Origin of the sequence: Amycolatopsis sp. NPDC049688 (assembly GCF_040674975.1) — a bacterium.
Taxonomy (GTDB): domain Bacteria; phylum Actinomycetota; class Actinomycetes; order Mycobacteriales; family Pseudonocardiaceae; genus Amycolatopsis.
Map to the genome: position 1 here is coordinate 537,380 of NZ_JBFANY010000004.1, position 22,177 is coordinate 559,556.

The 22,177-nt window shown below is 71.1% G+C and carries 19 protein-coding genes; 5 read left to right on the plus strand and 14 right to left on the minus strand.

Annotated features, from left to right (window positions below; genetic code table 11):
- The 3 genes from AB0J55_RS17935 to AB0J55_RS17945 all read right to left on the minus strand — a co-directional run.
- On the minus strand, positions 1–421 hold a 421-nt coding region (locus AB0J55_RS17935), incomplete at its 3' end, for a thiamine pyrophosphate-binding protein (RefSeq protein ID WP_364249114.1).
- 1 nt (position 422) lies between these two features.
- Positions 423–1,310 (minus strand): 2-hydroxy-3-oxopropionate reductase, encoded by an 888-nt coding sequence (locus AB0J55_RS17940; RefSeq protein WP_364249116.1) that lies wholly within the window; start codon positions 1,308–1,310, stop codon positions 423–425.
- Positions 1,307–2,119 carry a TIM barrel protein gene (locus AB0J55_RS17945; RefSeq protein WP_364249118.1) on the minus strand — a complete coding sequence of 271 codons (813 nt, stop codon included), beginning with the start codon at positions 2,117–2,119 and terminating at the stop codon, positions 1,307–1,309. Before AB0J55_RS17945 ends, AB0J55_RS17940 begins: the two co-directional genes overlap by 4 nt.
- A 135-nt stretch (positions 2,120–2,254) precedes the next feature.
- Between AB0J55_RS17945 and AB0J55_RS17950 the strand changes: the two genes are divergently transcribed.
- Positions 2,255–2,545 carry a barstar family protein gene (locus AB0J55_RS17950; protein WP_364249120.1) on the plus strand — a complete coding sequence of 97 codons (291 nt, stop codon included), beginning with the start codon at positions 2,255–2,257 and terminating at the stop codon, positions 2,543–2,545.
- A 72-nt stretch (positions 2,546–2,617) separates the two neighbouring features.
- Here AB0J55_RS17950 and AB0J55_RS17955 read toward each other — a convergent pair whose 3' ends face one another.
- The 4 genes from AB0J55_RS17955 to AB0J55_RS17970 are packed head-to-tail and all read right to left on the minus strand — an operon-like array spanning position 2,618 to position 8,135.
- Complete coding sequence (locus AB0J55_RS17955; RefSeq protein ID WP_364249122.1) at positions 2,618–3,475, minus strand: 2Fe-2S iron-sulfur cluster-binding protein; 858 nt, start codon at positions 3,473–3,475, stop codon at positions 2,618–2,620.
- The gene (locus AB0J55_RS17960) at positions 3,472–5,211 is read right to left on the minus strand and encodes an NAD(P)H-dependent oxidoreductase subunit E (RefSeq protein WP_364249124.1); all 1,740 of its coding nucleotides are present in this window, start codon (positions 5,209–5,211) and stop codon (positions 3,472–3,474) included. Before AB0J55_RS17960 ends, AB0J55_RS17955 begins: the two co-directional genes overlap by 4 nt.
- A 1-nt stretch (position 5,212) precedes the next feature.
- Positions 5,213–7,132 (minus strand): molybdopterin-dependent oxidoreductase, encoded by a 1,920-nt coding sequence (locus AB0J55_RS17965; protein WP_364249126.1) that lies wholly within the window; start codon positions 7,130–7,132, stop codon positions 5,213–5,215.
- Between the two features lie 13 nt (positions 7,133–7,145).
- Entirely contained in the window at positions 7,146–8,135 is a 990-nt protein-coding gene (locus tag AB0J55_RS17970; RefSeq protein ID WP_364249128.1) for a 2-dehydropantoate 2-reductase, read from the minus strand.
- Positions 8,136–8,389: 254 nt separating this feature from the next.
- Between AB0J55_RS17970 and AB0J55_RS17975 the strand changes: the two genes are divergently transcribed.
- Positions 8,390–9,127: a GntR family transcriptional regulator gene (locus AB0J55_RS17975; protein ID WP_364249130.1), complete on the plus strand. Its 738-nt coding sequence runs from the start codon at positions 8,390–8,392 to the stop codon at positions 9,125–9,127.
- Positions 9,128–9,218: 91 nt separating this feature from the next.
- Here AB0J55_RS17975 and AB0J55_RS17980 read toward each other — a convergent pair whose 3' ends face one another.
- From AB0J55_RS17980 to AB0J55_RS17995, 4 genes are read right to left on the minus strand one after another with little or no spacing between them, the layout of a single operon-like run.
- The gene (locus tag AB0J55_RS17980) at positions 9,219–10,595 is read right to left on the minus strand and encodes an OFA family MFS transporter (protein WP_364249132.1); all 1,377 of its coding nucleotides are present in this window, start codon (positions 10,593–10,595) and stop codon (positions 9,219–9,221) included.
- A gap of 15 nt (positions 10,596–10,610) precedes the next feature.
- Positions 10,611–12,755, minus strand: a complete 2,145-nt coding sequence (locus AB0J55_RS17985; RefSeq protein WP_364249134.1) for an acetate--CoA ligase family protein — start codon at positions 12,753–12,755, stop codon at positions 10,611–10,613.
- 1 nt (position 12,756) lies between these two features.
- Complete coding sequence (gene frc / locus AB0J55_RS17990) at positions 12,757–13,986, minus strand: formyl-CoA transferase (RefSeq protein ID WP_364249136.1); 1,230 nt, start codon at positions 13,984–13,986, stop codon at positions 12,757–12,759.
- A 14-nt stretch (positions 13,987–14,000) separates the two neighbouring features.
- Positions 14,001–15,737: a thiamine pyrophosphate-binding protein gene (locus AB0J55_RS17995; RefSeq protein WP_364249138.1), complete on the minus strand. Its 1,737-nt coding sequence runs from the start codon at positions 15,735–15,737 to the stop codon at positions 14,001–14,003.
- Between the two features lie 278 nt (positions 15,738–16,015).
- Here AB0J55_RS17995 and sucC point away from each other — a divergent pair, with 278 nt between their 5' ends.
- Genes sucC through AB0J55_RS18010 form a run of 3 tightly spaced genes read left to right on the plus strand, consistent with a single transcriptional unit; the run spans position 16,016 to position 19,131 of the window.
- The gene (gene sucC, locus AB0J55_RS18000) at positions 16,016–17,161 is read left to right on the plus strand and encodes an ADP-forming succinate--CoA ligase subunit beta (protein ID WP_364249140.1); all 1,146 of its coding nucleotides are present in this window, start codon (positions 16,016–16,018) and stop codon (positions 17,159–17,161) included.
- 3 nt (positions 17,162–17,164) lie between these two features.
- A complete protein-coding gene (gene sucD / locus AB0J55_RS18005) occupies positions 17,165–18,046 on the plus strand; it encodes a succinate--CoA ligase subunit alpha (protein ID WP_364249142.1) in 882 nt (293 codons plus the stop codon).
- Entirely contained in the window at positions 18,046–19,131 is a 1,086-nt protein-coding gene (locus AB0J55_RS18010; RefSeq protein WP_364249144.1) for a LysR family transcriptional regulator, read from the plus strand. The genes sucD and AB0J55_RS18010 overlap by 1 nt, the downstream gene beginning before the upstream one ends.
- Here AB0J55_RS18010 and fdhD read toward each other — a convergent pair.
- The 3 genes from fdhD to AB0J55_RS18025 form a co-directional block, all read right to left on the minus strand.
- On the minus strand, positions 19,119–19,952 hold the full coding sequence (fdhD, locus tag AB0J55_RS18015; protein WP_364249146.1) for a formate dehydrogenase accessory sulfurtransferase FdhD: 834 nt from the start codon (positions 19,950–19,952) through the stop codon (positions 19,119–19,121). The genes AB0J55_RS18010 and fdhD overlap by 13 nt on opposite strands.
- Before the next feature lies 1 nt (position 19,953).
- Positions 19,954–21,264 (minus strand): OFA family MFS transporter, encoded by a 1,311-nt coding sequence (locus AB0J55_RS18020; protein WP_364249148.1) that lies wholly within the window; start codon positions 21,262–21,264, stop codon positions 19,954–19,956.
- 487 nt (positions 21,265–21,751) lie between these two features.
- Positions 21,752–22,162, minus strand: a complete 411-nt coding sequence (locus tag AB0J55_RS18025; RefSeq protein WP_103354325.1) for an Lsr2 family protein — start codon at positions 22,160–22,162, stop codon at positions 21,752–21,754.
- Between the last annotated feature and the right edge of the window lie 15 nt (positions 22,163–22,177).

Sequence of the window (22,177 nt, forward strand, 5' to 3'; positions counted from 1 at the left end):
AGATCCACGGCAGCTGCGCGGCCTCCTTGACCTGCACCGCCCACTTCGTCACCGGCTTGGCGATCTCGACGATGTCGACGGCCTGGAAGGCTTCCTGGTGCAGCTTGGTGGTCGCCGCCTGGCCGGTGATGCAGATGATCGGGATCGAGTCCGCGTGCGCGGTGTAGAGCCCGGTGATCATGTTGGTCCCGGCCGGGCCGGAGGTGCCGATGGCGACGCCGACGTTGCCGTTCGTCCTCGCCCAGCCGTCGGCCATGTGCGTCGCGCCCTCTTCGTGGCGGACGATCAGGTGCTCGATCGCCCGGCCCTGTAGGGCGTTATACAGCGGGAGGATGGCTGCGCCGGGACAGCCGAAGACGGTGTCGACGCCCTCGCTCTCCAGGACGTCGACGACCGCTTGCATCGCGGGGATCCGGGGCATGTCACACCTCCGCCGGGACACGGCCCGACAACTGTTCGACGACCTTCAGCAAGGCCGAGTGGTCCAGGGAGCCGTACCCCATGGCACGGCCGGCGGCGACGAGCTGGGCGACCAGCCCGGTGAGCGGGAGCGCGACGCCGGACCGGCGGGCGGCGGCCAGCGCGATCCCCATGTCCTTGTGGTGCAGGTCGATCCGGAAGCCGGGCGCGAACTCCCGGTCCACCATGGACCGGCGCTTGAGCTCCAGGATCCGGCTGCCCGCCAAGCCGCCCGCGAGCACGTCGAGGCCGGTGGCGGCGTCCACACCGGACGCTTCCAGGAGCACGATCGCCTCGGCGACCAGGCCGTAGATCCCGCCCACGACGAGCTGGTTGGCTGCCTTGACGACCTGGCCGGCGCCGTGCGGGCCGACGTGCACGATCGTCTTGCCGAGCGCGTCGAGCACCGGCTTCGCGGCCGCGAAGTCAGCCTCGTCGCCACCGACCATGATGGACAGTGCCGCCTGCTCGGCGCCGGCCTGCCCGCCCGAGACGGGGGCGTCGAGCACGCGAATTTTCTTGTCCTGCGCGGCTTCGGCGATCGCGATCGACGTCTCCGGCCGGATGGTGCTCATGTCGATCAGGAGCGTGCCGGGCTCGGCGGTGTCCAGGACACCGCCCGCGGCCAGCACCACCTCTTCGACGTGCGGGTGGTCCGGCAGCATCGTGATGACGACGTCCGCCCCGGTCACCACGTCGGCCACGCCGGTCGCCGCGCGTCCGCCGGCGGCGGCCAGCTTCTCCCTCGCGGCCGGGCTGACGTCGTAGCCGCTGACGTCGTGCCCGGCCGCGACGAGGTGCCCGGCCATCGGGGCGCCCATCACGCCCAGTCCGATGAATCCCAGTTTCATGCTCGTCCCCTTCGGGTGATCGGCAGCCAGTCCAGCGACGTGACGGTGTCGGGCTCCGGGACATACTCGATCCCGACGAACCCCGCGTACCCCGCCTTCTGCAGCTTCGCGAGGTGCCCGTCGATGTCGAGGGAGCCGGTGCCGGGCTGGTGGCGCCCGGGCGCGTCGGCGATCTGCACGTGCCCGATCCGGGCGATGTGCCGCGTCGCCAGCGTGTCCAGGTCGTCGCCGTTGACTGCCAGGTGGTAGAGGTCGGCCAGCAGCCGCACGTTGTCGCGCCCGAGGTCGTCGAGCACGGCCACGGCGTCCGCGGCGGTCTTGAGCGGATAGCGGTCCGCGCCGGAGAGCGGCTCGAGGACCAGCTGCGCGCCGATCCGCGCGGCGGCGTCGGCGGCCTTGTCCAGGTGCACGCGGGCCAGGTCGTCCTGCTTGGCCGGGTCCTCGCCGTCGAGCCGGTTGCCGTAGAGGGCGTTGAAGCTGCGGCAGCCGGTGCGTTCGGCGATCGCGAGGGCGACGACGAGGCTGTCGGCGAACTCGGTTTCGCGGCCGGGCCAGCTCACCAGGCCCCGCTCGCCCGCCGCCATGTCGCCGGCGTAGAAGTTCAGCCCGCGCAGCCGCACCCCGTCGAGGCTCGCGACGAACGCGTCCACGTCCTCGCGGGCGGGGACCGCGGTGCCGAACGGCCACCAGAACTCGACGTCGGTGAACCCGGCGTCCCGCGCGGCGGCGGCCCGCTCGAGCAAGGGCACCTCCTTGAACAGGATCGACAGGTTGGCGACGTACGGCAGGGAGTGCCCCTCTTCAGGCATCGCGACCTCGTATTTCGCTATCCGGAATTTTTCTTTCGCATATCGAGAATAGCTGCTGACCTGCATCGGGGTCAACGGCGGACGGCTGCCTCTGCGGTAGGTTCGACCGGTCCGGCCGCCGACGGGAAGTGAGCGATGCGCGTCGTCCTCGACGGGAAGACCGTCCGGTCCGAGCGGGACCTGCACGACCGGCTGGCCGGTCCGCTCGACTTCGGCCCGTACTACGGCCGGAACCTCGACGCCCTCTGGGACCGGCTCTACCGGGACGTGCCCCGGCCCGTCGAGCTGGTGTGGGAAGACGCCGCTGCCAGTGCCGAGCACCTCGGCGAGGAGCTGTACGGACGCATCGCCGCGCTCCTGGTCAAGGTGATGGAGAGCGACGCGGCGCATCCGCCGGAGCAGCGGTTCACCGTCCGGTTCGCCTGAGACGGGTCGACGGGCACCGACGACGGAGGCGCCGCGGCTCGACGAGCCGCGGCGCCTCCGGTCGGCGTCCGGTCACCGGTTCTGGACGTGCTGCCAGCCGAAGCGGCCCTTGATGCAGAGGTTCCCGTGGGTCACCGAGCTGTCGTGCGGGGAGGTCACCTTGACGATCTCGTTGTCCTGGACGTGCAGCGTCAGGTTGCAGCCGACCCCGCAGAACGTGCAGACCGTCGTGGTCTGCGTCTGCCTTTCCTCGTCCCAGGTGCCGTTTTCGCGCTTGTCGTACTCGCGCTTGAAGCTCAGGGCCCCGGTCGGGCAGACCTCGACGCAGTTGCCGCAGTACACGCAGGCGCTGTCCGGCAGCGGGTTCGAGAACTCCGTCGAGATCCGGGCGTCGAAGCCGCGGCCGGCGACGGTGATCGCGAACGAGTTCTGCCACTGGTCGCCGCACGCGTCGACGCACTTGTAGCAGAGGATGCACTTGCCGTAGTCCCGGACGTACAGTTCATTGTCCACAATGGCCGGCTGCGCCACGGTGGCGGCGTCCGGGCCGAAGCGGCCGGGATCGGCGCCGGTCTCTGCCAGCCACTCCGCGGCCCCCGGCGTCGTCGACAGGTCCGTCGCCGACGCCAAGAGCTCGAGGACCACCTTGCGGCTCGTGCGCGTGCGCACCGAATCGGTGTGCACCACCATGCCCGGCTCGGCCTTCCGGGAGCACGACGGCACCAGCGTCCGGGATCCCTCGACCTCGACCATGCAGACGCGGCAGGCGTTCGCGGGTTCCAGGGTGTCGCCGTAGCAGAGGGTCGGGATCTCCTTGCCCGACGCCGTGCACGCGTCGAGGATGGTCGATCCTTCGGGGACGCGGACGGTCTCACCGTCCACGGTGAACTCGACCAGCCGGCGCGGGATACCGATGTCCACAGTGGTCATTGCAACGCTCCCAGCCGGTCGATGGCGGATTCGATGGCGTTCCAGGCGGTCTGGCCGAGGCCGCAGATCGACGAGTCGCGCATGACGCCGCCCACTTCCCGGAGCAGCGGCCGCTCGTCCGCCCCGGTCAGCGCCCGGCGGATCGCCTCCTCCTGCCGGACCGTCCCGATCCGGCAGGGGACGCACTGGCCGCACGACTCGTCGCGGAAGAACTCCGCGATCCGCAGCAGGAACCCGCCGAGGTCGGCGAGGTCGTCCAGGACCAGGACGACACCCGAGCCGAGCGTCGTCTTCGCCGCCCGCGCGTCCTCGAACGTGAGCGGCAGATCCAGCTCGTCGGGCCGGACGAATCCGCCGGCCGCGCCGCCCAGCAGGATCGCGCGCAGCGAGCGGCCCTCGGGTACTCCCCCGGCCATCGCGAGCAGCTCTCGCAACATCGTCCCGAACGGTACTTCGTAGACACCGGGCCGTTCGACGTTCCCGGACAGGCAGAACAGCTTCGGCCCGGCCGACGCCTCCGTGCCGATCGCCCGGTAGGCCGCCGCCCCTTCGGTGAGGATCAGCGGCACGTTGACGAGGGTCTCGACGTTGTTCACCACGGTCGGCTTGCCGAACAACCCCTGTTCGACCGGGAACGGCGGCTTCGTGCGGGGCTCGCCGCGGAACCCCTCGATCGAGTTGAAGATCGCCGTTTCCTCGCCGCAGATGTACGCGCCCGCGCCGCGGCGGATCTCGATGTCGAACGAGAACCCTTCCTGGCCCATGACGTCCACGCCGAGGAACCCGCGTTCGCGGCAGACGTCCAGAGCGTTGCGCAGCAGCCGCAGCGCCCGCGGGTATTCGCCGCGCAGGTAGACGTACCCCTGGCGCGCGCCGATCGCGTACGCCGCGATCGTCATCGCCTCGACCAGGGCGAACGGGTCGCCTTCCAGCAGCACGCGGTCCTTGAACGTGCCGGGTTCGCTCTCGTCGGCGTTGCACACCAGGTAGTGCGGCGCGGCGGGTTGCGCGGCCGTGGCCGCCCACTTGCGGCCGGTCGGGAACGCGGCCCCGCCGCGGCCGAGCAGGCCGGAGTCGGTGACCTCGCGGATCACCGCGGCCTGCCCCATCCGGAAGGCGTTGCGCAGCGCGGCGTAGCCGCCGGTGGCGCGGTAGGCGTCCAAACTGGACGGATCGACCACACCGACCCGGCGCAGCAGCCGCAACCCGTTCTGCTGGTGGAGCACCGGCGGCGTGCCTTCTCCCGCGGGCGGGCGCCCGGCGGCGAGGACGGCCGACGCGCCGGTCGCCGGGGCGAGCAGTTCGGTGGTGGCCGGGACGCCGGCCTGGAACGTCAGCGCCGCGGGGGCTCGTTCGCAGACGCCGAGGCACGGGCTGCGCAGCCACGTGACCCCGCCGCGCGCCTTCCCCGCGGCGCCGACGTGCTCGGTGAGGACATCGCAGACAGTATCCGCGCCGGTGAGCCGGCAGGCCAGGTCGGTGCACACGTGCACGACCCGTTCCGGGCGTTCCTCCAGCGCGAACAGCGAGTAGAAGCTCGCCACGCCGTACGCGTCGGCCGGCGGGACGTGCAGCGTCTCGCAGATGAGGTTCAGCGCGCCCTGGCTGATCCAGCCGACCCGGTCGTTGACCGCGTGCAGGGCGGGCAGCAGCTGGTCACGGCCGCCGCCGGCGAACCCGGCGACCGCCTCCCGTTCCTCCCGCGACGCGACGGCGTCCAGCAGCTTGAGGTCCACTTCAGACCTCCGCCGGCAGCTTGTCGACGCGGATGGCCGCGGCTTTGTACTCGGCCGTCCCGGCGACCGGGCAGGTGGCCTCGATGGTGATGACGTTGACGTCGACCTCGTCCGGGAAGTGGAAGGTCATGAACGCCAGCCCGGGCTTCAGGCCCTCGTCCAGCCGGACCGGAGCGACGATTTCGCCACGCCGCGAGGAGATCCGGACCAGCTCGTCGGGTTCGACGCCGAGGGACCGCGCGTCCTCCGGGCACAGGTCGAGGGTCTCGCCCTGCCGCAGCGGCGACGGGAACCCGCCGGACTGCACGCCGGTGTTGTAGGAGTCCAGCCGCCGTCCGGTGGTGAGCCGGATCGGGAACTCCTCGGTGAGCAGATCGACCGGCGGGCTGTGCTCGATGACGGTGAACGGCGCCGGGCGGCCGCGCCCGGCCGGGTCCTCGGCCCACAACCGGGCGTGCAGGAACGTCGGTTCGAGCGTGTCTTCCGAGTAGCACGGCCACTGGATGCCGCCGAGTTCTTCGAGCCGGGCGTAGGACATCCCGGCGTGCATCGGCGACAGGGAACGCAGCTCGTCCCAGACCTCTTCGCCGCCGGTGCAGTGCCAGTCGTGCCCGAGCCGCCGGGCCAGTTCGGCGAGCAGCTCGATGTCGTCGCGGGCGCCCTCGGGCGGTTCGAGGGCCTTGCGGACGCGCTGCACCCGGCGTTCGGAGTTGGTGAAGGTGCCGTCGCTCTCGCACCAGGCCGCCGTCGCCGGCAGCACGACGTCGGCCAGCTGCGCGGTCTTCGTGAGGAAGATGTCCTGCACGATCAGGTGGTCCACATTGGACAATCGCTTGATGGTGTGCTCGCAGTCCGCTTCGGACTGGACGGGGTTCTCGCCGATGACGTACACGCAGGTCAGGTCGCCGCGTTCCATCGCGTCGAGCATCTGGGTCAGGTTGAGGCCCCGGTGCGGCGGGATCGCCGAGCCCCACGCCGCGTCGAACTTCGCGCGGACGTCCGCGTCGAGGACGTCCTGGAAACCCGGGAGCCGGTCCGGGATGGCTCCCATGTCGCCGCCGCCCTGGACGTTGTTCTGCCCGCGCAGCGGGTTCAGCCCGGCACCGTAGCGGCCGACCTGCCCGGCGAGCAGCGCCAGGTTGATCAGGGCCAGGACGTTGTCGGTGCCGTTGTGGTGCTCGGTGATGCCGAGGGTCCAGGACAGCTGCGCGCGGTCGGCGCGGGCGTAGGCGTGGGCGAGCTCGCGGATCAGCCCGGCCGGTACTCCGGTGGTCTTCTCGGCGACCTCGAGGGTCCACGGCTCGACCGACGCGGCGAACTCGGCGAACCCCTCGGTCGCCCGCTCGACGAACGTCGTGTTGGCCAGTCCGGAGTGGATGATCTCCCGCGCGATGGCGTGGGCGAGCGGGATGTCGGTGCCGACCTCGAGCTGCAGCTGCCGGTGCGCCCAGCTCCCGGTGCTGGTCCGCCGCGGGTCGACGACGAACAGCTTCGCTCCCTTGTGGACGGCCTTGAGCACGTGGTGGAAGAAGATCGGGTGCGCCTCGCGGGGATTGCCGCCCCAGATCACGATGACGTCGGCGTCTTCGATCTCCTGGTAGGACGACGTGCCGCCGCCGCTGCCGAACACGCGGGCCAGCCCGGCGACGCTGGGCGCGTGGCAGGTGCGGTTGCACGAGTCGACGTTGTTCGTGCCGATCACCGCGCGGGTGAACTTCTGCGCGACGAAGTTCATCTCGTTGGTCGCGCGGGCGCACGAAAACATGCCGAACGCTTCGGGCCCCTTGGACTCCAGGGTCCGGCGGATCCCGGCGGCGGCCCGGTCGAGGGCTTCCTCCCAGGTCGCCGGCCGCAGCACGCCGGAATCGCGGACCAGGGGCTGGGTGAGCCGGACGTACGGCTCGGTCTTTCTGCGTTTCACTCCGGACCTCCGGTCAGTGCGACCCGACGGGGACTTTGCTGGTGTGGTCGAGCAGGGAAACGGCGGCGTGGACGTACCGCAGGGCCGGCGCGGGCACCCCGGTGAGGCCGGCCAGCTCGACGACCGCGCCGATGATCGCGTCGATCTCGAGGGGCTTGCCCGCTTCGAGGTCCTGCAGCATCGACGTCTTGTGGTGGCCGACCCGCCAGGCGCCGTCGATGCGCTTCTCGACCGAGACGCCCGGGTCGCTGCCCGCGGCGCGGGCGATCGCCAGCGTTTCGGTCATCATGGTGGCGACGAGCTCGCGGGTGTCGTCGTGCTCGCACATCTGGGCCATGGTCGCCCGGGTCAGCGCCGAGAGCGGGTTGAAGGCGACGTTGCCCATCAGCTTGATCCAGATGTCGTTGCGCAGGTCGGTTTCGACCGGTGCCTTGAGGCCGCCGGCGATCAGCGCCGCGCTGAGCACCTTGGCCCGCGCCGAAATCTCACCGTCCGGCTCGCCGAGGGAGAACCGGGTGCCTTCCAGGTGCCGGACGACGCCCGGCTCCTCGATCACCGTCGAGCAGTAGACGACGCAGCCGATCGCCCGCCGGAGTTCGAGCACCGCGGTCACCGAACCGCCGGGGTCGACGGTCTCGACCCGCCGTCCTTCGAGCGGGTGTCCGTGCAGGCCGTGGAAGTACCACCACGGGATGCCGTTCTGCGCGGCCACGATCGCCGTCTCGGGGCCGAGCAGCGGGGCCAGCAGGGGGCCGCACGTGGCGTAGGAGTTGGCTTTCAGGCCGAGGAACACGTAGTCGACCTCGCCGACGTCGGCGGGGTCGTCGGTGACGTGGGGGTGCGCGGTGAAGTCACCGCGGGGGCTGAGCACGCGGACGCCGTGTTCGCGCATCGCGGCGAGGTGGGCCCGGCGGGCGATCAGGTGCACCTCGGTCCCGCCGCGGTGCAGCGCGGCCCCGACGTAGGCACCGATCGCCCCGGCCCCGAGAACAGCCACCTTCATGATCTGCCTCCCTGATCCAGCGCGTGATTGCATACAGTATCCTGAATTCGGTCGGCAAACCAGAGGTGACGGCATCGGAAGCGGCCGCGCAACCCTGGCGGCGCAGTAAGTCCGGCAAAACGGACACTTTGCGTCAGGACGTTGATCCACATCGGGTGAAACCGCCGACCTCGGGTGAGAAGCCGGGATTTTGCATACCAAAACCTGTATCCTGGAGGCCGATCATCCCTTCCACTCCCCCTTCGAGGTGTCCCGTGAGCCAGCCCGCTTCCCCGCTCCCCGGCCGCGGCCCGGCCGGCCGCCGCACGGCCAAGGGCTCGCTCAGCTCGACCGCCGCCAAGCGCGTCGAACGGCCGGCCCCGCTGCGCCAGGTCGTCTACGAGGCCCTCGCCGAGCTGATCATCAACCGCACCCTCGAACCCGGCCAGCACCTGGTCGAAGCCGACCTCGCCGAGTACCTCGGCGTCAGCAGGCAGCCCGTCCGCGAGGCCCTGCAGCGGCTGCAGAGCGAAGGCTGGGTCGACCTCCGCCCCGCCCAGGGCGCCTTCGTGCACCTGCCCACCGACGAGGAGGCCGACCAGCTGCTGAGCGTCCGCAGCGTGCTGGAGACCCACTCGGCGAAGCTCGCCGCCGGCAACGCGAAGCCGGAGGACATCTTCCACCTGCACCACCTGCAGCAGACCGGTCTCAAGGCACTGGCCAAAGAAGACACCGAGGGACTGGTCGCGGCCAACGCCGCCCTCCACGCGTTCATCACCGAACTGTCCGGGAACGCGGTGCTCGCGGAGCTGATCGGCCTGGTGGACCGCCGGGTCCGCTGGTACTACACGCCGATCGCCCGGCCCCGCGGGCGCGACGCCTGGAACGAGCACGAAGAACTGATCCGGGCCATCGCCGCCCAGGACGCCGACGCGGCCGAAAAGATCATGGCCAAGCACACCGAACGGACCCGCCAGGCCTACCACGAACGCCCGGAGGCACCCCAGTCCTGACCGTGTCTTCCGGGCGCCAGGACCCCGCCGGGGGCAGGCACCGCCGGCTCCCCGATCCTGATTTCGGCAGGACCGGGGAGCGGCGGCCGGATCAGCCGCCCGCGGCGGCGGACGGCCGCGTCACCAGCTCGGTTTCGGCGAGCTGGTGACGCGGCCGGCCCGGCTGGCGCAGGAACAGCGTCAGCACGGCCGAAAGCACCGCGATGCACCCGGCCAGGACGTACGCACCGGTGTAACCCCACGCGCTGATGACCCCGGCAGCCAGGCCGCCGCCACCGACGCCGCCGACCAGTTTCGCGCTGTAGACCAGGCCGTAGTTCGACGCGTTGTTGTTCTCGCCGAAGTAGTCCGGCACGAGCGCCGCGAACAGCGGGTAGAAGGCCCCGCCGCCGAACCCGGTCAGGAACGCGAACACCATGAACAGCACCAGGTTGTGCGTGTTCCCGGCGTACAGCACGCCGAACTGCGCGCCGCCGGCGATCAGCAGCACGATTGTCAGCGTTTGACGACGCCCCAACTTGTCCGACGCCCAGCCGACGACCGCGCGGCCGGTGCCGTTCACGATGGCCAGCACGCCGGCCGAGGATGCCGCGACGAACGCGCCGAAGTGGCTCTCCTTGGCGAACGGGACCTGGAAGTTGATGCCGAACAGCGAAACCCCGCCGATGATCACCAGGCACACCCACATCAGCGGGAGCATGCCGGTCCGGATCGCCTCCATCGGCGTGAACTGCCGGACCGCGGGCGGGTTCTTGGCCAGGCTCTGCACGCCGGCCTTGCCCTTCGCCCAGGAGATCGGGTCGACCTCCTTCGGCCACCAGCTCTTCGGCGGGTCCTTGAAGAGGAACCCGCAGACGCCGACGACGATCAGCATGTACAGGCCGATGCCGTCCAGCACGCCGGTGACGTTCTCGTGCCCGAGGAACGCGCTGAACAGGTAGATGAACGGCACCGACCCGTAGGCGAACCCGCCGTTGACGAACCCGGTGCGCGCGCCGCGCTTCTCCGGGTACCACTTGCCGACCATGTTGATGCAGGTCGCGTACACGAGCCCGGCGCCGGTGCCGCCGAGGACGGAGTACCCGACGAACGCCAGCGTCAGGTTCCCGCTGTGCGCGATGGTGAAGTAGCCGATGCCGCTGAACACGGCACCGAGCAGCATCGCCGTCTTGGCCGAGACGACGTTGCGTTCCCGGAGCCGGCCCGCCGGGAAGGCGACGCCGGCCTGGAACACCGCCCAGATGCTGGCCAGCCAGAACGCGTCCGACAGCGTCCAGCCGTACTTCTCTTCCAGGGTGCCTTCGACGGCGCCCCAGCCGTATTCGAACACGCTGACCGCCATCATGGCGATCCAGGGCAGCCAGACCATCCAGCTGCGCGAGCGCCCCATGATGTCGTGCGGGGACTCGCCTACCCGGTAAACTCTTCCGTTTTCGTCAGTGATCTCCTGGTAAGTGGCTGCAGTCATGAGGGTTCTCCTTCGTCACCGTTGACTCAGGTTCGAAAGCAGGCCGGCGGCCCGCGCCCAGCGGTACTTCGCGCCGAGCACCGCCACGGGCTTCTCGGTCGTGTACGGGTACGCGACGATCCCGCGGTCGTACAGGTAGTCGCTCGCCTCCTCGACTTCGACGTCGCCGGACAGCGACGCGACGACGGGCTTGTGGATGCCCCTGGCGCGGTACTCCCCGACCACTTCGGCGACCAGTTCCGCGAACACCATCGGCGGGGTGACGATGGTGTGCCAGTAGCCCAGGATCAGGGCGTGGATGCGGTCGTCCTCGAGGCCCAGCGCGATGGTGTTGCGGTAGGTCGAGGGGGGCTCGCCGCCGGTGATGTCGACCGGGTTGCCGGCCGCGCCGAAGGGCGGGATGAACTTCCGGAACGCCGTGTCGAGGTCCGGCGGGATCGCCATCAGGCTCAGCCCGTTGTCGACGCAGGCGTCCGACAGCAGCACGCCCGAGCCGCCGGCCCCGGTGATGATGACGACGTTCTCGCCCTGCGGCGTGGGCAGCAGCGGGATGCCGCGGGCGTACTCGAGCATGTCGTTCAGCCCGGGGGCCCGGATCACGCCGCTCTGGCGGAGGATGTCGTCGTAGACCCGGTCGTTGCCGGCCAGCGCGCCGGTGTGCGAGCTCGCTGCCCTGGCGCCCTGGGCCGTCCGGCCGGCCTTGAGCACGACGACCGGCTTGCGCTTCGACACCCGTTTCGCCGTCTCCGCGAACGCCCGCCCGTCCTTGAGGTCCTCCAGGTGCATGGCGACGAGCTGGGTGTTGTCGTCCTGCTCGAAGAAGGTGAGCAGGTCGTCCTCGTCGATGTCGGCCTTGTTGCCGACGCCGACGATCGAGGAGACCCCCATCTTCGCCGACCGGCTGAAGCCGAGGATGGCCATCCCGATTCCGCCGCTCTGCGAGGACAGCGCCACGCCACCCTTGACGTCATACGGTGTGCAGAAGGTCGCCGACAGGTTTTCCGGCGTGTAGTAGTAACCGTAGATGTTCGGCCCGAGGATGCGGACGCCGTGCTTGCGGGCGATGGCGACGACTTCGTCCTGCAACGCGATGTTGCCGGTCTCCCCGAAGCCGGACGGGATGAGGATCGCCCCGGCCACGCCCTTCTTCCCGGCCTCCTCCAGCGCCGCCGGGACGAACTTCGCCGGGATGGCGAACACCGCCACGTCGACGTCGCCGGGGACGTCGGCGATGCTCGGGTGGGCCTTGCGGTCGAGGATCTCCACGGCCTTGGGGTTGATCGGGTAAATCTCCCCCGCGTAGCCGCCGTCGACCAGGTTCTTCATCACCGAGTTGCCGATCTTCCCGGCTTCGGCCGACGCGCCGATCACCGCGACCGCCGCCGGTTTCATGATCCGGTTCATCGACGCGAGGATCTCGTCCTGGGTGAACCGGTGCGGCTCCTTCGCGGCCTCCGGGTCGACGAGGATGCGGACGTCGACCGCGGTGGCCCCTCGTGCCGTCGCGAGCACCGGGTTGAGGTCCACTTCCGACAGCTGGGGGAAGTCGGTGACCAGCTCGCCGAGGCCGGTGATCACGGCCGCGAGCGCGTCACGGTCGACCGGATCCGACCCGCGGACGCCCCGGAGGATTTCGGCCGCTTGGATACCGTCGACCATCGACAGTGCCTCTTCGGCCGAGGTCGGCGCGAGCCGGAAGGTGACGTCCTTGAGCACCTCGACCAGCACGCCGCCGAGGCCGAAGGCGACGATCTTGCCGAACGTCGGATCGGTGACCGAGCCGACGATCACTTCCTGGCCTTCGGTGAGCATCTGCTGGACTTGCACGCCGAGGATCTCCGCGTCGGCGCGGTACGCCCGGGCGTTGTCGACGATCTGCCCGAATCCCGTGGACACCGCATCCACGTCCGACAACCCGACGAGCACGCCGCCGGCCTCGGTCTTGTGCAGGATGTCCGGCGAGACGATCTTGAGCACGACCGGCAGCCCGATGGCTTCGGCGTGGGCCACGGCCTCCTCCGCCGTGGTCGCCAGCCGCTCGGCCGGGGTCGGGATACCGTATGCCTCGCAGACCGCACGCCCCTCGGGCGCGGTCAGCGACGACCGGCCCTCGGCCGCCGCCCGCTCCAGGATCTTCTCGACCGCCGCGCGATCCGCCACGTCAGATCACCCCCGCCGCGCGGAACTCGGCGAGTTCCGCTTCGCTGTAGCCGAGTTCGGTCAGCACCTCGTCGTTGTGCTCGCCGAGCAGCGGGGACCGTTCGATCTCCACCGGCGAGTCGGACAGCTTGAGCGGGCAGCCGACGGTCTTGAAGGTACCGCGCTCCGGGTGCGGGACCTCGACGACCGAGCCGAGCTCGGCGAGCGTCTCGTCTTCGATCAGCTCCTTGGTGGACAGGATCGGGCCGCACGGGATGTTGCAGGCGTTGAGCTGCTCCATCACCTCCCACTTGGTGTGCTTCTCGGTCCACTCCTCGACGAGCGCGAACATCTTATCCAGTTTGGACAGCCGGACCTCGGGGGTGGCCCACGCCGGGTCCTCGGCCAGTTCCGCCTTGCCGATCAGCCGGGCGAGCGGGGCCCAGCCGGGCGGCTGGACGATCACGTAGATGTAGTCGTTCGGCCCGCCGGGCGCGCACTTCACCGCCCAGCCGGGCTGGCCGCCGCCGGAGGCGTTGCCCGAGCGCGGAACCTCTTCGCCGAACTGGTCGTTCGGGTACTCCCCCAGCGGGCCGTGCGCCAGCCGCTGCTGGTCGCGCAGCTTGACGCGGCACAGGTTGAGCACGGCGTCCTGCATGGCGACCTGGACGCGCTGGCCGCGGCCGGTGGACGTCCGCTGGTACAGCGCGGCGAGGATGGCGGCCACCAGGTGGATGCCGGTGCCGGAGTCGCCGATCTGCGCGCCGGTCGCGATCGGCGGCCCGTCCTCGAAGCCGGTGGTGCTCATCGCACCGCCCATGGCCTGCGCGATCACCTCGTACGCCTTGAAGTCGGCGTAGCGGCCGGGGCCGAACCCCTTGATGGAAGCGTAGATCAGCCGCGGGTTGAGCGCGGCGAGCCTGTCCCACGGGTAGCCGAACCGGTCGACCACGCCCGGGCCGAAGTTCTCCACCAGGACGTCCACTCCGGACACGAGCTTCTCGAAGACACCCTTGCCTTCGTCACTCTTCATGTTGAGCGTGATGCTGCGCTTGTTGGCGTTCAGCATCGTGAAGTAGAGACTGTCCACACCGGGCAGGTCGCGCAGCTGCCCGCGGGTGATGTCGCCGCGGCCGGGCGTTTCCAGCTTGATGACGTCCGCGCCGAGCCAGGCGAGCAGCTGCGTCGACGACGGACCGGACTGCACGTGCGTCATGTCGAGGACGCGGACGCCCTCCAGTGCCTTACCCATGCCTTGGCCTCCGCTCACTTGTACATGGTCTGGTTCATGGTTCCGGGGGCGTACACGTCGGGATCGACCCAGACGTTGATCAGCGACGGCTTGCCGGACTCCCGGGCCCGCAGCAGCGCCGGCCCGATGTCGGCCGGATCGCGGACCTCTTCGCCGTGGCCGCCGAGCATCCGGGCGAACTCGTCGTAGCGGACGTCGCCGAGGGTGTTGCCCACGCGCTCACGCGGCAGGCCGTACTTCGCGGCCTGGCCGTAGCGGATCTGGTTCATCGAGGAGTTGTTGCCGACGATCCCGACGAACGGCAGGTCGAACCGCACCAGCGTCTCGAAGTCCCAGCCGGTGAGGCTGAAGGCGCCGTCGCCGAAGAGCGCGACCACCTCCTTGTCCGGCCGCGCGTGCTTGGCGGCCAGGACGAACGGGATGCCGACGCCGAGTGTCCCGAGTGGACCGGGGTCCATCCAGTGACCGGGCGACTTCGGCTGCACGACCTGACCGGAGAAGGTGACGATGTCGCCGCCGTCGCCGATGTAGATCGAGTCCTCGGTGAGGAACTCGTTGATCTCGTGGACCAGCCGGTACGGGTGGATCGGGCTCGCATCGGAGTGCTGCAGCGGCAGGCGCTTCTGCTTCGCCTTGTCCTCCACGGCCTGGAGTTCTTCGAGCCACGCCTTGCGGCCGGTGGCGCCGTTGTCGGTGCGTCCGGACGCGGCCGCGGCGACGGCGGCCAGCACCTGGCCGGCGTCGCCGACGATGCCGAGGTCGACATCGCGGTTCTTGCCGACCGTGCGGTAGTCGAGGTCGATCTGGACGACGGTGGCGTCCTTCGACAGCCGCTTGCCGTAGCCCATCCGGAAGTCGAACGGCGTGCCGACGATGACGATCACGTCGGCGTTGTCGAAGGCGTAGCGGCGCGAAAGCTGGAAGTGGTGCGGGTCGCCCGGCGGCAGCGTGCCGCGGCCGGCGCCGTTCATGTACGCCGGGATGTTGAGCGTGCGCACGAGCTCGGTGGCCGGGCCGGTGGCCCGGGTGGTCCAGACCTGGCTGCCGAGCAGGATGGCCGGCTTCTTCGCGTGCACCAGGAGGTCGGCGAGCTTCTCGACGTCCGCGGGGTCGCCGGCGTTCTTCGTCGACGCCCGGTAGCGGCCAGCTTCGGGGATCCGGGCGTTCTGCAGCGGCACGCGCGCGTCGAGGACGTCACGCGGGATCTCCAGGAAGGACGGTCCGGGCGCGCCGGCGTACGCCTCGCGGAAGGCCATGCTCACGAGGTCGGCCACGCGCGCGGTGTGCGGGACGGTGGCGGCGAACTTGGTGATCGGCGTCATCATGTCCACGTGCGGGAGGTCCTGCAGGGACCCCATCTTGTGCTGGGTCAGCGCGCCCTGGCCGCCGATGAGCAGCATCGGGCTCTCGGCGCGCAGGGCGTTGGCGACCCCGGTGACGGCGTCGGTGGTGCCCGGCCCGGCGGTGACCACCGCGCAGCCGGGCTTGCCGGTGATCCGCGCGTAGCCGTCCGCGGCGTGCGCCGCGACCTGTTCGTGGCGGACGTCGATGACCTCGATGCCTTCGTCGACGCAGCCGTCGTAGATGTCGATGATGTGGCCGCCGCACAGGGTGAAGATCGTGTCGACCCCTTCGGCCTTCAGCGCCTTGGCCACCAGGTGGCCGCCGGAGATCTCGGCGGGCGCGGGCTCGGCGCCGTTCGTCGCCGCGGCACCCTCCCCCGCGGTGGTGCCGGTCGTGGTCAGCGCCATGGCTCAACTCCTCTGGTCCGCCACCGGATCTCTCTTGTCCGGCGGTGCGTGTCTGCCACTTCTTCAGTCAGCTGAGTCCGAGGTCAGCGGCCCCTTCGCGGCAGACTGTAGATTGCATACCGTATGGGGTAGGCATATAGTCACCCTTCGAGCAGCCCGTGTCCAGGGCCATCCGCAGGGTTTTTCCCGGACCCGGATCCGGCCCCCGCGGACCATCACCCCACGCCCGGACACGGCGGTTTTCCCGCCCTGCCCCGTCGCGGAAAGGACGCTCCCGCATGGACCTCTTCGAACACGAAGCCCGTGACCTCTTCGAGAAACACGGCGTACCGGTCCCCCGCGGCCGGGTGGCCGCCGATCCGGCCGCGGCCCGCTCGGCGGCCGCGGACCTCGGCGGCCCCGTGGTGGTCAAGGCCCAGGTGAAGACCGGCGGCCGCGGCAAGGCGGGCGGTGTCCGCGTGGTGTCCACAGCCGATGACGCCGAGCAGGCCGCCGAAGACATCCTCGGCATGGACATCAAGGGCCACACCGTGCACCGCGTCCTGGTGACCGAGGCGAGCGACATCGCCGACGAGTACTACGTGTCGTTCCTGCTCGACCGCGCCGGCCGGACGTTCCTCGCCATGGCGTCGACCGAAGGCGGGGTGGAGATCGAGGAGGTCGCGGCTTCCCGGCCGGACGCCCTGGTCCGGGTGCCGGTGAACCCCCTGACAGGCGTTGACGCCGCGGCTGTCGCGGCCGCGTTCCCCGCCGACGTCCGGGCGGAAGTGGCCGGGGTCGTCGAGAAGCTGTGGGAGGTGTTCGTTGCCGAGGACTGCACGCTGGTCGAGGTGAATCCCCTCGCGAGCACGTCGGCCGGGATCGTCGCCCTCGACGGCAAGATCACCCTGGACGACAACGCGGCCTTCCGCCGTTCCACGGCTTACGACGAGTCCGCCGACGGCGATCCGCTGGAACGTTCCGCCCGCGCGAAGGGCCTGAACTACGTCAAGCTCGACGGCGACATCGGCGTGATCGGCAACGGCGCCGGCCTGGTCATGTCCACATTGGACGTGGTGGCGGCCGCCGCGGCCGAGGCGGGCGCCCGCGGGCCGGCGAACTTCCTCGACATCGGCGGCGGGGCGTCGGCACAGGTGATGGTCGACGGCCTGACGGTGATCCTCGGCGATCCGCAGGTGCGCAGCGTGTTCGTCAACGTCTTCGGCGGGATCACCGCGTGCGACGCGGTGGCGGCCGGGATCGTGCGGTCACTGGCGGTCCTGGGTTCACGGGCGGCCAAGCCGCTGGTCGTCCGGCTCGACGGCAACAACGTCACCGAGGGCAGGCGGATCCTCGCCGAGGCCGCGCACCCGCTGGTCACCGTGGTGGCCACCATGGACGATGCCGCCCGCGAGGCGGCGAAGCTCGCGATCGCGGAGGTCTGAACCATGGCCGTCTTCCTGGACGAGAACAGCCGGATCGTCGTCTCCGGCATCACCGGCTCCGAGGGCGCGAAGCACACGCGGCGGATGCTGGCCGCCGGGACGAACGTCGTGGGCGGAGTGAATCCGCGCAAGGCCGGGCAGCACGTGGAGATTTCCGGTCGTCCGCTGCCGGTGTTCGGCAGTGTGGCGGAGTCCATGGCGTCGACCGGCGCGGACGTCTGCGTGCTGTTCGTGCCGCCGCCGTTCGTCGCGGACGCGGTGATCGAGGCGGTGGACGCCGGGATCGGCCTCGCGGTGGTGATCACCGAAGGCGTCCCGGTGCACGACACCGCGCGGTTGTGGGCGCACGCCGTGGCGGCGGGCGGACGGACCCGGATCATCGGCCCGAACTGTCCGGGCCTCATCTCCCCCGGCCGGTCGAACGCCGGCATCATCCCGGCGGACATCACCGGCCCCGGCCGGATCGGCCTGGTGTCGAAGTCGGGGACGCTGACGTACCAGCTCATGCACGAACTGCGCGACATCGGCTTTTCGACGTGTATCGGCATCGGCGGCGACCCGATCATCGGGACGACGCACATCGACGCGGTGGAGGCGTTCGAAAAGGACCCGGAGACCGACCTGATCGTGCTGATCGGCGAGATCGGCGGCGACGCCGAGGAGCGGGCGGCGGAGTTCGTGCGCGCCAACGTGTCGAAGCCGGTCGTCGGGTACGTGGCCGGCTTCACGGCCCCGGAAGGCCGGACGATGGGCCACGCGGGCGCGATCGTGTCGGGATCGGCGGGCACCGCGGCGGCGAAGAAGGAGGCGTTGGAGGCGGCGGGCATCCGGGTCGGGCGCACGCCGAGCGAGACGGCGGCGCTGGTCCGCGAGATGCTCGGCTGATGGAGCTCCGCCAGCTGGCGGTGGTGGTGGCGGTCGCCGAGGAGGGCGGCTTCACGGCGGCCGCCCAGCGCCTGCGGACGGTGCAGTCGACGGTGTCGACGGTGGTCCGGGCCCTGGAGCGCGACCTGGGCACCCCGTTGTTCCACCGGACGACCCACCGGGTGGTCCTGACCCCCGCGGGCGAGGCGTTCGTCCCGGCCGCCCGCGCGGCTCTCCGGGCCGCGGAACGGGCACGCGCGGCGGTGTCCCCGGTGAGCGGCACGGTCCGGTGGGGAGTGTGCCCGGGGTTGCTGGCGGACGTGCCGCGGGTGCTGGCGGGGTTGCGGCAGGCGCATCCGGGGGTGGCGGTGGAGGTGCGGCAGCTGGGCTGCGGATGCCGGGAGTCCGATGTGGACGTGGTGCTGACGTCGGCGGATCAGGCTGTGGCTCTCGCCTTCGGCGGCACATCGGAGGATGCCGCGGCCGGTGATCTGCCAGACATCGAAGGCGCGGTCGCCCGCCCGCCGAGCGGCTTGCCCCTTTCCCCCGATGCGGCTGTCACACCTCGCCCGCCGAGCGACTTGCCTCCTTCCCCCGATACCGTTGTCACATCCCGCCCGCCGAGCGACTCGCCTCGTTCCCCCGGCGCGGCTGTGACACCCCGGCCGCCGAGTGGCTTGCCTGCTTCCTCCGGCGCGGCTGTCACACCCCGCCCGCCGAGCGGCTTGCCCCTTTCCCCCGATGCCGTTGTCTCACCCCTCCCGCCGGAAGAACTCGTCCTCGCCGCCCCCGGCGGCGCCCCTTCCGGCCCCGCCGAGCTCTCTTCGCTCCCTCTCGTCGGCTTCCCGCCCGGCTGGGCCATCCGCCAGGCCGTCGATCGGACCTTCCCCGGCCGCCGCGTCACCTTCGAGGTCGATGATCTCGCCGTCGCCGCCGGGCTCGTCGAGGCCGGGCTGGGCGCCTGTGTTCTCCCCGCCTCCGCCGCCGCGCGGTTTCCCGGGCTCGCCGTCCGGCGGTTCGAACGGCCTCCGCCGTGGCAGCTCGCCGCCGTGCACCGCGGGGATGTCACGCCCGCCGTGGCCGCCTTGCTCGGTCAGCTCGGCTGAAACCCCAGGCGGTCCGGTCGCGTGTAGACGTTCATCGACGTTCCGCGCAGGAAGCCCACCAGCGTGATACCCAGCTCCGCCGCCAGGTCCACCGCCAGCGACGAGGGCGCGGAAACCGCGGCCAGCAACGGGATCCCGGCCATCGCCGCCTTCTGCACCAGCTCGAACGACGCCCGTCCGCTCACCATCAGGGCCGTCCCCGACAGCGGCAGCCCGCCGTCCCGGGTCGCCCAGCCCACCACCTTGTCCACCGCGTTGTGCCGTCCGACGTCCTCGCGCAGGCACCGCAGCTTCCCGTCGGCGTCGAACAGCCCCGCCGCGTGGAGGCCGCCGGTCCGGTCGAAGACCCGTTGTGCCGCACGGAGTTCCTCCGGCATCCCGGCCAGTGTCGCCGGGTCCGTGGCGAACGGGTCGCCGTCCAGCGGCCAGGTGACCGTCGTGCGCACCGCGTCCAGGCTGGCTTTGCCGCACAGCCCGCACGACGACGTCGTGTAGAAGTTCCGCGCCACCGAGGCGTCCGGCGGGGCGACCCCGTCGGCGAGGACGACGTCGAGGACGTTGTACGTGTTGCCGCCGTCCGCGGTGGCGCCGGCGCAGTAGCGGATCGACCGGATGTCGTTCGCCGCGCGGACCACGCCTTCGCCGACCAGGAAGCCCGCGGCCAGGTCGAAGTCGTCGCCCGGGGTGCGCATCGTGATCGTCAGCGGCTTTCCGGCGACCCGGATCTCGAGCGGTTCCTCGACGGTCAGCGTGTCCGGCCGCGTGGTGTGCGCACCGTCGTGGACGCGCAGCACCCGCCGCCGGGCGGTCGTCCGCCCCACCTCACGCCGTCGGCAGCAGCGACTCGGGCCGGCCCGGCTGGGTCAGCCGCCCGGACAGCACCGCCGCGGCCACGCTCAGCACCCCGGCCGCGGTGAACGCGCCCACGAACCCGTGTGTGGTCACGACGATCGCCGCCGGCCCGATCCCCACCGCCGCGCCGACGGCCTTGGCGCTGTACAGGATCCCGAAGTTCTGCGCCGCCGACTCTTCGCCGAAGTACTCGCGCACCAGCCCGACGAGCAGCGTGTAGCAGCAGCCGTTGCCGAGCCCGGCCAGCGCGGCGCCCAGCAGCAGGCCGACGGCGTGCCGGTGTTCGCCGGAATAGCACAGCACGAACTGCGCGACACCGCCGGCGAGCAGCGCGAGCCGCAGGATCCGGTGCCGGCCGAGCCGGTCGGCGAGGCGTCCGATGAGGACACGGCCGCTGCCGGTGGCCGCCGCGAGCGACGCCAATGCGGCCGCGGCGAGCCCGGGCCCGCTGCGCGCGGCGACGAACGTCGCGAGGTAGGCCAGGTCGAACAGCAGCACGGCGGCCGCGAGGGCGACCACGAGGTACAGCGAAAGCGTCGTGCGGCACCGGAACAGCTCGGCCGGCCGGTAGTGCCGGACCGCCGGACGCCGGTTGTGCGCGCGGTCCAGCGCCCACGTCCGGGGCTCGGGCGTGGCGGGCCACCAGTGCCGCGGCGGGTACCGCAGCAGTGCCGCGCAGCCGGCGATGACGGTGAGCACGACGGCGGCGGTGGCGTCCAGCAGCACCGGCCGCGCGGCCGGCAGCGCGGCGGCGAGCACGACGAAGGGAACGCTGCCGTAGGCGAACGCGCCACTCACGATGCCGGCCCGGGACCCGGTGCGGTCGGGGAACCAGGCGAGCACCGCGCCGACGCACGTGGCGTAGACCAGGCCGGTGCCGAGCCCGCCGAGCACGGAGTACCCGAGGAAGACGGCGGCGAGGCCGGTCGCGTGGCCGAGCGTCACGAGCCCGGTGGCGCACAGCACCGCGCCGGTGGCCAGGGCCGCCGGGGCCGGGAGCAGGCCGCGTTCGCGCAGCCACGCCGCCGGGAACGCGGCTCCGGCCTGGCAGATCGCCCACACCGCGAGCGAGAGGACGATCCCGCCGGACGTCCAGCCGGGTGTCCGGCTCAGCGACGGCACGATCGCGCCGAACCCGTACTGCTGCACCCCGGCGGCGAGCATGGCCGCCGCGGCGAGCCAGGTGATCCACGTCCGCGGCCGGCCGAGCAGGTCCCGGTCGCTCTCACCGACGCGGTACCGCCGTCCGTAGACGTCCCGCAGCTCGCGGACCTCCGCCATGGCGACCGCCTCCTCACACTGAAGATTGTATGCAGTATGGAGTAGGCTGAGTGTGCGCCAAACCGGGTCGAATGTCCACCGGAGGGGAATTCCAAGGGGAAGAGAGGAGGCGGCCCGGTGGCCATCGAGGGAGGAGGCGGCCACCGGACCGGTGCCCCGTCGCGGTACCGGCCGCGCGGAGCACTGACAGTGTGGCGATCGGAGCCGCCCTCAGACAAGCTTTCGCCATCCACCCGGCCGGGCTTTGTCCACAACGAACCATCCGGCGCGGGCCGCGGCCACGAAAAGTGACGGCGAGGCGCGAAAAAAGCACTGAACGCCACCTGGGCGTCCAGCAGCAGACATCAGCGCGCCGGCGCCCTCGACGGGCCGCCGGCTGACGAAGCCACACCCACGGATGCGGCTTCGTCAGCGCGTGTTGACGAGCAACGAAGCCTCAGGACTTCCAGTGTGGCTTCGTCAGCGCACGTGGCCGAGCAACAGAAACTCAAGACTTCCGGCGAGACGCTCGCTTGCGCGCCGGCTTGGCGTCGGCCGGCTCGGCCGCCGCCGCCTGCTCCGCCTCGAACCCGGCGATGATCTCGCTGGAGAGGCGGCCGCGCTCGGCGACCTCGTAGCCGTTGGCCTGCGCCCATTCGCGGATCTGCCGGTTGCGTTCGCGGTCGGTGCCCGAGCCGGACGGGCCGGACAGCGACTGCCCGGTCGCCAGGCGCACCTTGCGGCCGCCGATGCGCCGCGCGGCCGCGACGTACCGGGCGAGCTCGTCCCGCAGCGCGGAGGCGTTCTCCTCGGACAGGTCGATCTCGTACGTCACCCCGTCGAGGCTGAAGGGGACGGTCTGCGAAGCCTCGCTCCCGTCGAGGTCGTCCACCATCTGGACCTGCACCCGTTGCGCCATGGTTCGTCGTTCCTC